The organism is Nonomuraea solani (genome assembly GCF_900108335.1).
GTDB lineage: Bacteria > Actinomycetota > Actinomycetes > Streptosporangiales > Streptosporangiaceae > Nonomuraea > Nonomuraea solani.
This window is the reverse complement of record NZ_FNVT01000022.1, coordinates 161,948-176,628: the sequence shown is the minus strand read 5'-3', so window position 1 is coordinate 176,628 and position 14,681 is coordinate 161,948. Positions and strand designations below refer to the sequence as shown.

The window sequence follows — 14,681 nt, the reverse complement described above, 5'->3', positions numbered from 1 at the left end:
CGCCGCTGGCGTCGCTGGGGCGGCTGCTCTCGTCGCAGGTGGTGGGGGTGCTAGATAACCCCCCTGAGAGCCGGCGGCTTAGCCGCCGGCTCTCATTGAGCGCTTCCGGCCGTGAACTCGCGCCGGCGATTTCTCTTCGCCGGACCTTTCGCGAGTTCTGGCCGGACACTCGCGGATTGCGGCGGCTGTTCGTGGCCGGAGTGGTGTTCGCCATCCTGGCGGCGCTGTGCGAGGTCGCCGCGATCCGCCTGTTCGGGCACATCACCGACGAGGTGCTGACGACCAAGAACCTGGGGGCGTTCTGGACACCGGCGTTCGCCTGGCTCGGGCTCGCCGCGCTCGCCGGGGTGACGTCCTTCGCGGGAGCGTACGCCACCGCGCTGGGCGCCGAACGGTTCCTGCTGGCCCTGCGCGACCGCGTGTACGCCCACCTCCAGACGCTCGCGCCCGACTACTCCGAGAAGCGGCGGTTGGGTGACCTGATGGCCCGGCTGACCGACGACGTCGAGGCCATCGAGGAGCTCGTCGGCTCCGGGCTGGTCAAGGCGGTCACGACGGTCGCCAGTGCGGTGTTCTTCGCGACGGCGGCCTTCTTCGTCCGCTGGGAGCTCGCGCTCGTCACCCTGGCCCTGATTCCGCTGTTCCTGGTGGTCTCGAAGGTGTTCGCGGCCGGGTTCAGGACGGCGGCGGCGCGGGAGCGGGCCAGCAACGGGGCCATGAACAGCGTCCTGGAGGAGGGGCTGGCCAACCAGCCGCTCGTCCAGGCGTACAACGGACAAGGCGCCGAGTCGCGGCGCCTGCACCGGGAGGGCCGGGGCTGGTTGCGCGCCAACATGGCGCAGGCGTGGCTGTCCGGTCTGTACGGTCCCGCCGTCCAGCTCATCGAGACCGTCTGCCTGATCGTCGTCCTCGGCTTCGGCGCGTGGGAGATCGCGGCGGGCCGGCTGACGCTCGGCGGCCTGCTGTCCTTCGCGGCCTACCTGGCCCTGCTGTACCCGGCCGTTCAGGGGCTGGGCGAGCTGGCCATGACCGTCTCCGAGGCGGCCGCCGGGTCCGACCGGGTGATCGAGGTCCTGCGGGCCAATCCGGTCGCCACCGACGACGCGGGGGCCGTTGCGGCGGGTCGTAGCGCCGGGCGGGTCGCGTTCGAGAGGGTCGGCTTCGCCTATCCGGGGCGGGGGCGGCCGGTGCTGCGGGACCTGTCGCTCACCGCCGGGCCCGGCGAGGTCGTCGCCATCACCGGGGCCAGCGGCGTGGGCAAGTCCACGCTGGCCAAGCTGCTGCTGCGCTTCTACGACCCGGACGAGGGGCGCGTCCTGCTGGACGGCGCCGACCTGCGGGGGCTGACGCGGGAGTCGCTGCGCGACAACATCACCATCCTGCACCAGGAGACGCTGCTGTTCTCGGGGTCGGTACGCGACAACATCGCCTACGGCCGGCCCGGGGCCTCGCTCGACGAGGTGATCAGGGCGGCGGAGGCGGCGGGCGTGCACGACTTCGTCAAGCTGCTGCCCCAGGGGTACGACACGCCGGTGGGGCAGCGGGGGCGGCTCCTGTCCGGGGGGCAGCGGCAGCGGATCGGGATCGCCAGGGCCATCCTGCGGGACGCGCCGGTGCTGGTTCTCGACGAGCCCATGAACGGGCTGGACGAGGCCACGGCCGCGCAGGTGATGAAACCGCTGCGGCGGCTCATGGCCGGGCGGACGACGCTGCTGATCACGCATGATCTGCGGCACGTTCCGGAGGGGGCGCGGGTGGTGGAACTCGAACCGGTGCCCAGGGAGGAACGCATCCGCCTCAAGCGCGTCGGCCTCCCGGCTCGCGGCACCCGCTCGACCACGTCCCCTAACGGGTGAGCCGTCCGGGACCGGTCGATCGCCCGGCCGCGCCCCTGTCGACGGGCCCAGATGTCCGCCGGTCCCCGTGGGTCGGGCGGAGGTGCCTGGTCGGGCGTTGCCGGTCGGGCTGAGGCGCCTGCCCGGCTGTCGTGATCCAGGGTGGGGTGCCTGCTCGGTCGCGAAGCGGGCTGAGAGGGCTCGTTCGGGTGCCGGAGTTCGGGCGGAGGGGGAGGGTTGGTGTCCCGAGGGGGCTGGGGCCGATCGGGTGCTCGGTGGCGGGCTGAGGGCTGATGGGGGTGGCCGGAGGTGGGATGGCGGCTGATCGGTTGGCCGGAGGCGGGATCGGGGTGGTGGCGGTTGCGGGGGTGGGTGTGTGGGGTCTGGGGTTGTGGGGTTGGTGTCGGGTGTTGGGGTGTATGTCCTGACATTTCCTCGCTAGAATCGGAGAACTCTCTCCGCTTGTCCTGAGGCAGGTTCATGTCATGGGCGACGACCACAGCGCCGCCAGGCCGCTGCGCGCCGACGCCCGGCGCAACCGCGAGCGGGTCCTGCAGATCGCGCACGAGGCCCTGGCCGGTGACGGCCTGAGCATCTCCTTCGACGAGATCGCGCGCCGGGCCGGGTTCGGGGTTGGCACCGTCTACCGGCACTTCCCGACCGAGGCGGCGCTGGTCGAGGCGGTGCTGCTGGGGCGGATCGAGCGGTTCGTGGCCGACGGGCGAGCGCTGGCCACCGCCGAGGACGCGGGCAGGGCGTTCTTCGGGTGGTTCGCGCGGGTGGCCGAGCAGGCGGCGGTCAGTCAGGCGCTCTGCGACATGCTGGTCGGCGGCTCGGGGACGACGCTGGACGACGCGTTCGCGGCCGTGCTGGGGCGGCTGCTGGCCAGGGCGCAGCAGGCCGGGGCGGTACGCGGTGATCTGGGGGCGCAGGACGTACAGGATCTGCTGCGGGGGTGTCTGGTCGCCGAGCGGCGGGCACGGGCGCGCGGGTCGGCGGTCAGGATGGCCGACGTGGTCTGCGACGGCATGCGCGCCAGGGCGCACTGACCCCCACGGTCAGGATGGCCGACGTGGTGTGCGACGGCATGCGCGCCAGGACGCACTGACTCGCCGACCTGGCCGTCTCCGGCCTCCTCACCGTCGGCACGCTCGGCACCGCCGGCCTGCTCTGCCTGGCGCTGCACCTGACGGGCGTGGGCGCCGGTTGGAGCCCGCTCAAGAAGTGATCAGGTCGCCAGGCCGAAGCGGACCTCCCGGGTGGCCGGATCGGCCTGCGACAGCCGCACGGTGACCTGCTCGCCGAGGGGGAGCGTCCCGTCGCAGCGGGCGATCACGGCAGGGTCCAGCAGCTGCACCTGGCCGCCCCCGCGCCGTTCGTCGACGTCGATCACGACCGCCTCGAACGCCTGCCCGATCCTGTCGCGCAACAGGAACGCCTCCACCAGGTCCACGCACGCCCGCTCGACCGCATTCGTGCGGCGCCCGGAGGTGGACATGAGGTCGGGCAGGGCCGTCAGCGCCGCCCGCACGTCGGAGGGGACCGGCTCGCCAGCCGCGATCGCCAGGCACGCCTCCGTCGCGTAGCGGTCGACCAGGCGCCGCAGCGGAGCGGTGACGTGCGCGTAGGGTGCCGCCACCGCCGCGTGCTCGGCCAGCCGGGGCGGCGCGCCGTCGAAGGCGACGTAACCGGCCCCGCGCAGCAGCACCCTCGACTCGTGCAGGAACGCCGCCTGCTGCGCCTTCTTCGGATCCAGGTCGTGCACCACGTCGCCGTAGCCGGCGCCCTCGGGCCACGGCACGTCGAGCGCGCGGGCCACCCGGCGGACCTTGGCCAGGTCGTCGGGCTTCGGCGGGGGCAGCACGCGCAGGATGCCGATCTCCGCGTCGAGCATCATGGCGGCCGCGGCCATGCCGGTCAGCAGCGAGATCTGCGCGTTCCACGCCTCGGCGGGCAGCGGCAGCCGGAACTCCAGCCGGTAGCCGCCGTCGGCGGCGACCACCTCCTGGTCGGGCGTGGGCAGGGTGACGCCGCCGCGCTCGCGCTCCAGGGCCAGGCGCAGGCGGCCGATCTCGGCCAGCAGCTCCAGGACGCCGTCGGCGGTGCCGGTGTCGATGACCGCCTGCACGTAGGCGTAGTCGTAGCGCTCGCGGCTGCGTACGAGGGCGCGCTGCACGTCGGCGCCCACCGTGCGGCCGTCGCCGTCGAGGTCGATCCGCCACACCACGGCCGGTCGCAGCGCGCCGGGCAGCAGGCTGGCGGCGTCTTCCGAGAGCACCTTGGGATGCAGCGGCACCTTGCCCGCCGGCATGTAGACGGTCTCGCCTCGGACGCGGGCCTCGGTGTCGATCACGCCGCCGGGGCGGACGAAGGCGCCGACGTCGGCGATGGCGTACCAGACGCGGTAGCCGGCGCGCAGCCGCTCCAGATGGAGGGCCTGGTCGAGGTCCATCGAGCCGGGCGGGTCGATGGTCACGAAGGGCACGTCGGTCATGTCCTTGGCGTCGAGCCGGGGCACCCGCGCCACCCACGCGGCCTCGTCGAGCACGGCCCGCGGGAAGTCGCCGGGCAGCGCGAACTCCCGCCGGATCCGGTCGAACCCGTCTTCGAGCTTCAGAGGTATCTCATCGGGAACCTGCACGCCTGACAACCTACAGGGGCGGCGTGAGGTGAGTGTCGAGGCCGGTGATGCGCAACAGCCGCAGCATGGCGGGCGGGACGTTCGCGATGCGCAGCGGGGTGCACTGGCTGAGCGCCTGGTTCTGGACGGAGACGAGGATGCCGAGCCCGGCCGCGTCGATGAAGGACAGGCGGCTCATCTCGATGATCAGCGACATGTCGGCGCGGTGGGCGTGCCCGGCCTCCTGCAGCAGCGCGAGCAGGTGGCCGCGCAGCAGCTCGGTGGTGGCGATGTCGAGCTCTCCGGACACGCTCACGGTGAGGGCGCCGTCGCGGCGGCTGGTGGTCAGATGCAGTGGGTCCATAGGCCGGCTCCGCGCTCTCCGAGGGCCGGGATCATCTGTCGGTAGCGCGGACCCGCCCTTTGCCATTGGCACGATGTCTTGCTCGCGTCACATAGAGCGACTGTGTGCTTCCGGAATGGAGTGTACATGCCTGTCCGCGCACGTCGAGAGGGCAGAACCGATTCGGGTGAACAAGAGAAATCCTCAAGAAAGCAATTTCGATTACCGGATAGAAGAAAACCTCACCCGTCAGCGTGGTTTCAGGCCGAGCAGGATGAGATCGCACAGAGCGGTGAAATCATCATCGATCCCCGGTCGGCCCCAGCCGGCGGCGTGCACGGGATTGTGGAAGGTGGACGTGGCCTGAAGGACGGCGCGGGCCGCGACGGCCGGGTCGGGGGCCACCAGCTCTCCGCGCGCCACGCCGGCGGCGATGATCTGCTCGATCTGCGCGATCAGGCCGGCGACGTGCCGGTCGATGACCGTGCTGGCCTCCTGCACCAGGACCGAGTACGTGGCGAAGAGCTCGGGATCGTCGAGGGCCTTCTTGCGCTTGGCGGCGGCCAGCGCCGACAGCCAGTCGCGCAGCCGTACGTCGGCCGGGGTGTCCATGGCCATGACGGCGGCCAGCCCGGCGTGCGACTCGTCCAGCCAGCGCTGGGTGACGGCCTCGCGCAGGGCCGTCTTGCTGGGGAAATGCCGGTAGACGCTGCCGTGGCTGACGCCTAGCGCCCGCGCGACGTCGACGACCGTGGCCTTGGCCGGGCCGTAGCGGCGCAGGACCTCTTGCGCCGCCGCGAGGATCTGGTCGGCCGTCAGGATGCCATCTGTCACCTTTCCAATTCTGTCAGCCCTTTGGGGATGCGTGTCGACGCGGATACGGGTGGGCGTATTTTGGGGAAATTAGCGGGTTTGCCAGGGCCGATCACACTACGCTGCTAGCCCTGTCAGTACGAGGGGAAAGTCAACGACATCGTGTGGATCGCAGTCGCAGTCGCAGCGCTGGCCGCCGCCGTAATCGGCGGGATGGCCTGGTGGCTCCGCCGGGATTCGGCGGGCGGTGAGGCCGACGACAGGGTCGAGGCCGAACGTCAATGGGGCTGGGAGTTCATGCTCTCGGCCGAGGCGCAGGCCGCGTTCATGGAGGGGCTGCGGGCCTGCCACGACTCCGGGGGCGCTTTCCGGGTGGACGGGGAGCGGGGGGTGCTCACGACGTACGAGCCGCCCCGGCTGCTCTCCCTCTACCTGCTCGCCGACGCGTTCGCGGCCCGGGGGGACGCCGCGATGCACGACCCGCAGGCGACGGTGGCGCGGCTGCTGGAGCAGGCCGAGCGGCCCGGGGTGCTGCACCTGCGGGCTGGGTGGCTGGACGGGGAGGTGGACGGCATGGACGCCGCCCGCTTCGCCGCCCTGGCGGAGGAGATCACCGGCGGGACGGGCGATGCCGCCATTGGAGCGTTGCAGGTGCCCGTGCCCGGCGCCAAGGTGTCGCACGTCAACGGGACGCCGCTCAAGACGGTGAGCGTGGGCGGCGGGCCCGAGCCGCGTACGGGCGAGGCCAACACGATGATGCTGGACCTGGCCCGGCTGCTTGACCTCTACGCGGAGGAACGCGGCAAACGGCCGGAGGCGGGCGCCGAGGAGTTGCTGCGGGAGGTCGTGCCCCGGCTGATCGGCTCCGGCGGGCCGGGCCTGACGTGGGTGCGTCCGCCCACGGACGAGGATCTGCGGGCGGTGCTGGGCGACAACGCACCGGAACTGCGCTAGAAGGCCGGTTACTCGTTGTTCTCGGGGCGGCCGTCGCGCCAGTAGCCCATGAAGGCCACCGAGCGGCGGTCCAGGCCGCGCTCGGCGACCAGGTGGCGGCGCAGGGTCTTGATGACGGCCGCCTCGCCGGCCAGCCACGCGTACAGCGGGCCGTAGTCCGGCGTCTCCTCCTGCGGGACCTCCCACAGCTCGTCGGTGTCGACGTCCAGGTCGTCGAAGCTCTCCGGCTTCGGGAGGGCGGGCAGCAGGCGGCCGGCGGCGGCCTTGACGGCGGGGATGAGGGCGCCGCCGCGCTCGCCGCCGTTCCTGGCCAGCCAGGTGACCTTGACCGAGGCGGACGTCTCCACCGGCAGGAAGTCCTCCTCGCAGGGCACCTCCATGAGCACCTCGCCGGCCAGGGGGGTGGGCAGCCGTTCGAGGACGGAGCAGATGGCGGGCACCGCCGTCTCGTCGCCGGCGATCAGGACGCAGCCGGTGCCCTCGGGCGGCCGGAACTCCAGGCCGCCGTGCCGGCCCTCGTGGCGTGAGTCGGGGCCGTAGAGGCAGGCGATGTCGCCGACGCCCACACCTTCGGCCCAGCGGGCGGCCGGGCCGCCGTCCGGGTGCATGACCACGTCCACGTCGACCTCGGCCGCGTCGGGGCGGACCAGGCGGGCGGTGTAGGTGCGCATCGGGTTGCGCTTGTCGTTGTCGAGCGCGCGCCAGCGCGTGTACCAGTCCGCGCCGGACGGCAGGTGGGTCATGCCGTGCTCGGCGAGCGGGAGGATGAGTTTGATCCGCTGGTCGAAGCCGTTGTCCGCGAACAGGTGCAGGTCGTCGCCGGTGAAGGTGACGCGGAGGAACGACGGGCTCAGCCGCTTGAGGCGGTCCACCCGTACGTCGAACATGCGAAACGGCTCGGTCATCCCCGAAATCTCCCATCCAGTTTAGGTGAGCCTAACCTAATCGATCAGGGGATGGATGGCCAGCCGGAGGTGGGACCTCCCCGTGCGCCGCCAAGATCGGCGAGGTAGCGTCATACCGCTGATGCCGAGACGCAGGTCCCGCGCCTGCCCCCTCCATAAGGAGCCCGACTTGTCTCCCGTGATCCTCAGCGCGGCCGGCGCCGCGCTCGTGCTCGACGATTCCGGCCCCGGCCTGCCCCGGGTGCGGCATTTCGGCGCCGGGCTGGGCGCCGTCGACGGGGCCGAGCTGGTGCCCGTGCTGGCCTCCCTGGCCGCCGCGCCGCCGTTGCTGCCCGCCCAGGGCGACTCCTGGTACGGACGTCCCGGCCTGACGGGCGGCAGGGACGGCGAGCACTGGCCGGTGCGCTGGACCGTGGAGGGCTGCGACGCGGACGTCACCCCCGGTGCGGGCGGCACGGTGACCGTCACGGCCACCGACGCCAGGGCCGGGCTGGAGCTGGTGAGCGAGCTGGCCATGGACGCCGGCGGCCTGGTGACGATGCGGCACACGGTGCGCAACACCGCCGCGACGCCGTACCGCGTGGAGGGGCTGACCTGCGCGCTGCCGGTGCCCGGGCGAGCCGGGGAACTGCTGGACTTCACCGGGCGGTGGGCGCTGGAGAAGGTGCCGCAGCGCAGGGCGTTCGGGCACGGGGTGTGGTCGAGGGAGAACCGCAGGGGCCGCACCGGGCACGACGGCACCGGGCTGCTGGTGGCCGGGACCGAGGGATTCGGGTTCCGCGGCGGCGAGGTGTGGGCGGTGCACACCGGGTGGAGCGGCAACCACGCGCACTACGCCGAGCGCCTGCAGGAGGGCGCCGCGCTGCTGGCCGGCGGCGAGCTGCTGGAGCCGGGCGAGGTCGTGCTGGGTGAAGGGGAGAGCTACCGGACGCCGTGGGTGTACTTCACCTGGTCGGGCGCCGGGCTGGACGAGGCGAGCACCCGGCTGCACGATCACCTGCGCGCCGCCCGCCCCCTCCCGGAACGGCCCGTCACGCTCAACAACTGGGAGGCCACCTACTTCGACCACGGCCTCGACCGGCTGCTGGAGCTGGCCGGCAAGGCCGCCGCGGCCGGGATCGAGCGGTTCGTGCTCGACGACGGCTGGTTCCGGCACCGCCGCCACGACCGGGCCGGGCTCGGCGACTGGTACGTCGACGAGGGCGTCTGGCCGGACGGGCTGCACCCGCTGGCCGAGCACGTACGCAAGCTCGGCATGCAGTTCGGCCTCTGGTTCGAGCCCGAGATGATCAACCCCGACTCCGACCTGGCCCGCGAGCACCCCGACTGGATCCTCGGGCGGGCCGAGCGCATGCCGCCGCCGCAGCGCCACCAGCAGGTGCTCGACCTGGCCCGGCCGGAGGCGTACGCGTACCTGCTCGAAAGGATCAGCACCCTCGTCACCGAGTACGCGCTCGACTACATCAAGTGGGACCACAACCGCGACATCGCCGAGCCCGTGCACGACGGCGCGCCCGGCGTGCACGCGCAGACCCTGGCCACCTACCGGCTGCTCGACGAGCTGCGCGCCCGCCACCCCGGGCTGGAGATCGAGTCGTGCTCGTCCGGCGGCGCGCGCGTCGACCTGGGCATCCTGGCCCGCACCGACCGGGTGTGGACCTCCGACAGCAACGACGCCCTCGACAGGCAGGCCATCCAGCGCTGGACCGGGCTGCTCGTGCCGCCCGAGCGGCTCGGCTCCCACGTCGGCGCGCCGGACGACCACATCACCGGCCGTTCGCTGCCGCTGGCCTTCCGCGGGGCGACCGCGCTGTTCGGCCACATGGGCGTGGAGTGGGACCTGACGTCGGCGAGCGAGGCCGAGCTGGAGGAGCTGGCCACGTGGATCGCGCTGCACAAGCGGCTGCGGCCGCTGCTGCACGCGGGCCGGGTGGTCCGCGCCGACCACGCCGACCCGTCGGCGCTGCTGCACGGCGTGGTGCTGCCCGAGCGGGCGATCTACGCCTTCGTCCAGCTCACCTCGCGGGTCGACACGGGGCCCGGCCCGCTGCGGCTGCCGGGGCTCGACCCCGAGGCCCGCTACGAGGTGCGCGTCGCGGGACCCGTGCCCCCGAGGACGGGTCTGCCGGAGTGGGCCGCCGGCCCGGTGCGGGTGCCCGGCGCGGTGCTCGCCGAGGTGGGCCTGCCCGCTCCGGCGCTGCGCCCCACGTCGGTGCTGCTGATCGAGGTGGAGAAGGTCTAACCCAGGTCCAGGTCCGAGCCGCCGAACCGGTCGCGCAGGAAGCGGCCCTGGTCGCGCAGCGCCTGCTCGTCGCCCCGGTGGATCGCCTCGGCGACCTTGCCCATCTGGGCGTCGAGCAGCGCGAGCTGGGCCAGCAGCTCCTCGTGCGCGCTGCGCTCCCGCCCGGCCCGCCGGGTGAGGGCGTAGCGGCGCGGCAGGTTCGCGTACGCCTCCAGGCTGGCCGGCAGGTAGCGGCGGATCGTCTGCGACACCACGTGCAACTGGTCGGGGGAGGCGGCGAGCTGCTCGGCCCTGGCCAGCACGCCGCCGATGACGTCGGCCAGGGCGTGCACGGCGGCCCGCACGTCGTCGGGGAAGTGCCCGTCGATGCGGCGCAGCAGGCCGTCCAGGTCGGCGCGCAACCCCTGGGTCTCGACCTCGGAGATCGTCAGCCGGACCCGCTCCGGCGGGGCGAGCAGCGCGCCGACACCATAGAGGGCGGCCACGACCAGCGGCCACAACGCGCCCGCCAGCCCCAGGAAGTGGGCCAGCAGGCCGAGTAGGGCCAGGACCGAGCCGGCGATGTTCCTCGTCGAGCCCAGGTAGCGCAGGACCCGCTCACTGATAGCCACGGATCTCCTTGAACGCGCTGGTCAGCGACGTCTCCCGGGCGTCGAACACGGCGCCGCCGGTCAGCGTGGCCACCCGGCGCATCTCGTCGGCGTCGCTCTCGCCGAACAGCACCACGAACGTCGGCGGCCGGCGCCGGTCCTCCGGCAGGGACCGGTAGCGGGCCTCGAAGGCGTCGTAGTCGGCGCCGTGGGTGTTCTCGCCGTCGGTCATGAGCACGATCGAGGTGTAGTGGCCGGGCGCGGCCGGGCGGTCGTAGGCGGCGGCGAGGCTGTCGTAGATCGCGGTGCCGCCCGCCGCGCCGAGACCTTCGGCGAACTGCTTGATCTGGGCGAGGACGGGGCCGGGGTCGCGTTCGGGGACGGTGAACGGCACCGACTGCCCGGTCCTGTCGCTGAACGGGATCATCGTGACGGCCTCGCGGTTGCTGAAGCGCGAGAAGGCGCCGGAGGCGGAGGTGTCCGCGCCGGTCAGCGCGATCAGCGCCTGCCGCAGCGCGGCGATCCTGTCGCCGTCCATCGAGCCGGAGGTGTCCAGCACGAACCTGGTCTCCGCCGGGACCCGCACCTGGTTGAGGTAGGTGGCGATCAGCTCGTCGGCGGTGCCGCGCCGGTTCGGGAAGGGCAGCTCGATGAGCGGCGCCGAGCCGAAACGCGGGCCCAGGGGTACGCCGTTCACGATCGGGCGGCGGTGGGTGCCGGTCATGATGTCGCGCTGCACGGCCGGGGTGCGCAGCCACGTGGTGAGCTTGCCGTACAGGGCCTTCTTGGCCTCCGGGGCCGAGGCCAGCAGCGTGAGCGGGTAGTCGGCGCTGACCACGCCGTCGCCCGGGTAGACGATGGTGAGCGGCTCCCGCGCGGCGAGCAGCACCGACTCGTAGTTCACCATGCCGTCCACGCCCGGCGCGCGGGCGTAGGCGTCGGCCAGCCAGCCCGACGAGCCGGCCGTCAGCCGCTGCGCGGAGAAGAACTCCTTCAGCTTCGGCGTCACCGCCGTGACCTGCTCCGCGCTCAGCGCGCCGTCCGCGTCCGACAGGGCCGCGGCCACCCCGACCAGGGCGGAGAAACCGGAGTTGGACGAGGCCGGGTTCGTCATGCCGAAGCTGAACCGGCCGTCCCTGGCCGCCGCCGCGATGTCGGCCCACGAGACCGCGCCCTTGTCCCAGCCGAGCTCGCTCGCCTTGGCCGGCTTCAGGCCCAGGACGACGGGCGAGACCATGACCTTCGTCTGCGTGGACAGCCTGGCCTGGGCGCCGTCGATCAGGGACAGGTAGCGGTTGGAGGAGAACCAGGTGGCGTCCAGGTTGCCGTCGGCGCGGCCGGTCGCGACCTGCTCGGCGCCGTCGAGGGTGCCGGTGTAGGTGAGCTTCACCCGCACGCCGGCCTCCTGTTCGGCGCGCTGGAGCAGGGGTTCGAGGTCCTTGATCTCGCTGCCGGCCAGGACGCGCAGGACGTTCGCGGGTTCGGCCGCGGGCGCGCAGGCGGCCACCAGCAGCAGGAGCAGCGCCGCCGCCCACCTCATGAGGAACGCTCCAGGTACGTCTTCGTGTGCTCCAGCTCCGACGACAGGCTGTCCACGGTGGCCGCCATGCTGTCGACGGCCTTGGCGCGGAAGGCGTCGATGGCGTCCATCGTGGCGTACACGTTGTCGAACGCCTGCCGCAGCGTGTCCAGGTCCACGGTGGCCGCGGCCGCCTGGTTCTGGATCGCGCCCGCCTGCGTGCGCAGCATCTCGCTGGTGGCCAGGATCAGGTCGCCGGTCGTGGCGTTGAGCGCGGTGATCTGGTCGAGCACCAGCTTCTGGTTCGCCAGCGCCTGCGCGACCGTCACGGCCGTGCGCAGCGCCGCGACCGTCGTCGTGGTGGCCCGGTCCACGCCCTTGCTCAGCTCCAGGTTGTTCTTGCGCACCAGGTCCAGGGCCAGGTAGCCCTGCGCCGAGACGGCGAGCTGGGTGAGCAGGTCCTGGTGCTTCTGGCGGACGGTGAACAGGGCGTCGGAGCGCAGCGCGGTGGCCCGCTCCTCGTCGGCCACGGCGATCTGCTCCTCCAGGGCCGCGTCCATCGCCTGGGCCATGACCGCGTACTCCTGCAGCCGGGTCATGGCCTCCCACAGGTTCGCCTTCTCGCCCTCGATGGCGGCGTTGTCGCGCAGCAGCTCGTCCTGGCCGGACTTGAGCGCGCGGACGATGTCGTCGAGGTGCTTCTGCGCGGAGTGGTACTTGGCGAAGTAGTCGCGCAGCCGGTCGCCGAACGGGATCAGCCCCAGGAGGCGGCGCGGGCCGCTCGCGGCCTGCTTCGGGTCCAGGTCGACGATCGTGCGGCGCAGCGCCACCAGCTCGTTCGCGACCCGGCCCTGGGCGTCGGCGCCCTCGCCCCTGGCCGCCGACAGGGCGGCGACGGGCCGCTTGAGCATGCGGTTGGCCGCCTGGGAGGCGGACCTGATCTCGGTGTCGCCCATCGAGGCGACGTCGTGCACCTTGCGCGAGAAGTCGGGTGAGCGCGGGTCGAGCCCGCTCAGCTCGCCGGCGAACTCGCGGGCCTTGGCGGTCAGCTCGGCCGCGCGTTCGCCGGCCATCGGGAGCATGGTGGCCGCCGTCTCGGCCGGGACCGGAGTCACCGGCTCGGGCGGCGTGAGCACCAGATCGGACACGTAAGGGATCTCCTTGCTAGGGCCGGGTGGTTTCGATGGTGGAGATGAGCCGGTCCAGGCGCTCGTACGCGGGCGGCTCGACGACGTCGACGAGGTCGGGCGGCGTACCGGTCTTGGCGGCCAGGGTGGCGAACGCCTTCGGGTCGGTGGTGCGGAAGCCGTACGCGGCGGCCAGGGCCTGCAGCTCGGGATCCTTGGTGAGCAGCTCGCCGATCCGGGTGCCCGCCCCTGACAGGGGGACCAGTGTGTGCTTGCTGAGCACGGTCGGCGACGGGTAGACCAGCCGCATGTCCGGCTTGATCGCGCCGTCGCCGGCGAAGACGTGCGCCAGATACTGCGCCTCGTAGACGACCAGCATCGGCGTCTTGCCCGCGCCCAGAGCCAGGTAGTCGTCGAACGACGCCTCGCTGGTGGACTCGGCGAAGCCCTGGTCGAGTACGGCGGGAGCGAGGACGGGCGCGAGTTTGGCGATCTGCTCGTCGGAGCTGATCACGTCCTCGGAGTTGGCCACGTAACCGATCACCGACAGGTACATGGCGGCGGAGTTCGAGGTACGGATGTCGGTCGTGGTGAGCAACACCCTTTTGCGTGCCGGATAAGCCGAATTATCGGGAATTTGGTCCCAGCGGGTGCCTTTTGCGACTAAATCGAGATATTTCGCAATATCGAAAGTCGTCCCGCGCAGCACCCCCGCCTTCGCCAGCAGCGCCGCGATCGGTTCGAACGTGGCCACCGCCATCGGTGAGTAGAACGGCGAGTACGTGGTCGTGGCCTTCCTGTCGCGCTTGATCCGCTCGGCGGCCGGCACGCTGGACGGGAAGGCGAAGGCGTAGCGGCTCAGGTCCACGCCGGTGACGATCTGCCGCGAACCCGCGGTGTCCACCTCGACCCGCAGCCCGTGCCGGGCGAAGACCGCCTGCACCTTCGGGTCGTCGAAGAACGGTTTCTTCTCCGAGCCGATCACACCCCGGACGACCTCGGGCCCCTCTTCGGTCCGGTTCCCCATGACGATCGCGGCCACCGCGACCCCGGCGAGGGCCACCGCCAGAATGACGCCGATCCACCGCTTCATCGTGAAATAACCCCCATGTCTGGGATTATGGAAGTGCGGTCGCGGGCGTCGCGCGGGTGTGAAGCGGACCGTACGGCAGAATTCATGCGCCGTTCACGATGGCCGGGCGATTTCTCCCTATATGCGGAATGTGGCTAAGATCATCCGCATCGTCATGAGAACTTGGGCAGCCGTCCGCCGACACCGTTTCGGGCGCGTGGCGGCCCTACCGGATGCGCGTGTACGCCCGCTACGACGAGGGAGCCACGGGCGATGCGGTCGCGGAGGAGCACCTGATCGTGGTGTATCCCGGCCGTTCGGCCAGGAAGGTCGTGCGCCGGTGAGCGGTCAGGGGATGACGTCGGCCACGACCGTGGTGCCGTCCTTGCGGCAGGAGCTCAGCCGGCCGGTCCGCATGCTCTCGGCGGCCGAGTTGCTCGCGCACTCCCAGCCCGCGACGGTGGCGACCCCGGCGGAGCCCTGCTTGGGCGTCCGCGGGCGATAGTAGGTCCGGAAGACGCGCAGAGCCTCCGCGCAGTCCGCGCGTCCCTTGTGCACCGCGACGGCGGCCATCGGCCCGTTTGCGGGCTGGACCTCCCCGCAGACCGTCCTGGGCCCGGCCTTCACCGGCCGGCGGGAGACCCGCTCCGTCGGCTCCGGC

At 72.2% G+C, this 14,681-nt stretch carries 13 protein-coding genes; 4 read left to right on the top strand and 9 right to left on the bottom strand.

Annotated elements, in window-relative coordinates:
* Window positions 1–176: 176 nt before the first annotated feature.
* Window positions 177–1,856, top strand: a complete 1,680-nt coding sequence (locus tag C4V41_RS49205; protein WP_235030864.1) for an ABC transporter ATP-binding protein — start codon at window positions 177–179, stop codon at window positions 1,854–1,856.
* A gap of 464 nt (window positions 1,857–2,320) precedes the next feature.
* The gene (locus tag C4V41_RS49200; protein ID WP_103962974.1) at window positions 2,321–2,884 is read left to right on the top strand and encodes a TetR/AcrR family transcriptional regulator; all 564 of its coding nucleotides are present in this window, start codon (window positions 2,321–2,323) and stop codon (window positions 2,882–2,884) included.
* A 179-nt stretch (window positions 2,885–3,063) separates the two neighbouring features.
* Here C4V41_RS49200 and C4V41_RS49195 read toward each other — a convergent pair whose 3' ends face one another.
* The 3 genes from C4V41_RS49195 to C4V41_RS49185 all read right to left on the bottom strand — a co-directional run bounded on the left by C4V41_RS49195 (window position 3,064) and on the right by C4V41_RS49185 (window position 5,632).
* Window positions 3,064–4,476 carry an RNB domain-containing ribonuclease gene (locus C4V41_RS49195; protein ID WP_103962973.1) on the bottom strand — a complete coding sequence of 471 codons (1,413 nt, stop codon included), beginning with the start codon at window positions 4,474–4,476 and terminating at the stop codon, window positions 3,064–3,066.
* A 10-nt stretch (window positions 4,477–4,486) separates the two neighbouring features.
* Entirely contained in the window at window positions 4,487–4,819 is a 333-nt protein-coding gene (locus tag C4V41_RS49190; protein WP_160150665.1) for an STAS domain-containing protein, read from the bottom strand.
* Between the two features lie 228 nt (window positions 4,820–5,047).
* Entirely contained in the window at window positions 5,048–5,632 is a 585-nt protein-coding gene (locus C4V41_RS49185; RefSeq protein WP_103962971.1) for a TetR family transcriptional regulator, read from the bottom strand.
* A gap of 192 nt (window positions 5,633–5,824) precedes the next feature.
* Here C4V41_RS49185 and C4V41_RS49180 point away from each other — a divergent pair, with 192 nt between their 5' ends.
* Window positions 5,825–6,565 carry a hypothetical protein gene (locus C4V41_RS49180; protein ID WP_146104081.1) on the top strand — a complete coding sequence of 247 codons (741 nt, stop codon included), beginning with the start codon at window positions 5,825–5,827 and terminating at the stop codon, window positions 6,563–6,565.
* Window positions 6,566–6,573: 8 nt separating this feature from the next.
* Here C4V41_RS49180 and C4V41_RS49175 read toward each other — a convergent pair whose 3' ends face one another.
* Window positions 6,574–7,470 carry a siderophore-interacting protein gene (locus C4V41_RS49175; protein WP_103962969.1) on the bottom strand — a complete coding sequence of 299 codons (897 nt, stop codon included), beginning with the start codon at window positions 7,468–7,470 and terminating at the stop codon, window positions 6,574–6,576.
* Between the two features lie 178 nt (window positions 7,471–7,648).
* Between C4V41_RS49175 and C4V41_RS49170 the strand changes: the two genes are divergently transcribed.
* Entirely contained in the window at window positions 7,649–9,712 is a 2,064-nt protein-coding gene (locus C4V41_RS49170) for an alpha-galactosidase (RefSeq protein WP_407670164.1), read from the top strand.
* On the opposite strand, the gene C4V41_RS49165 is transcribed toward C4V41_RS49170, so the two are convergent.
* The 5 genes from C4V41_RS49165 to C4V41_RS49145 all read right to left on the bottom strand — a co-directional run bounded on the left by C4V41_RS49165 (window position 9,709) and on the right by C4V41_RS49145 (window position 14,593).
* On the bottom strand, window positions 9,709–10,323 hold the full coding sequence (locus tag C4V41_RS49165) for a hypothetical protein (protein ID WP_103962967.1): 615 nt from the start codon (window positions 10,321–10,323) through the stop codon (window positions 9,709–9,711). The genes C4V41_RS49170 and C4V41_RS49165 overlap by 4 nt on opposite strands.
* Window positions 10,310–11,842: a vWA domain-containing protein gene (locus C4V41_RS49160; RefSeq protein WP_103962966.1), complete on the bottom strand. Its 1,533-nt coding sequence runs from the start codon at window positions 11,840–11,842 to the stop codon at window positions 10,310–10,312. The genes C4V41_RS49165 and C4V41_RS49160 overlap by 14 nt, the downstream gene beginning before the upstream one ends.
* Entirely contained in the window at window positions 11,839–12,969 is a 1,131-nt protein-coding gene (locus C4V41_RS49155) for a toxic anion resistance protein (protein ID WP_103962965.1), read from the bottom strand. The genes C4V41_RS49160 and C4V41_RS49155 overlap by 4 nt, the downstream gene beginning before the upstream one ends.
* A gap of 16 nt (window positions 12,970–12,985) precedes the next feature.
* Window positions 12,986–14,041, bottom strand: a complete 1,056-nt coding sequence (locus C4V41_RS49150; RefSeq protein WP_103962964.1) for a hypothetical protein — start codon at window positions 14,039–14,041, stop codon at window positions 12,986–12,988.
* 327 nt (window positions 14,042–14,368) lie between these two features.
* A complete protein-coding gene (locus tag C4V41_RS49145; protein ID WP_103962963.1) occupies window positions 14,369–14,593 on the bottom strand; it encodes a hypothetical protein in 225 nt (74 codons plus the stop codon).
* Between the last annotated feature and the right edge of the window lie 88 nt (window positions 14,594–14,681).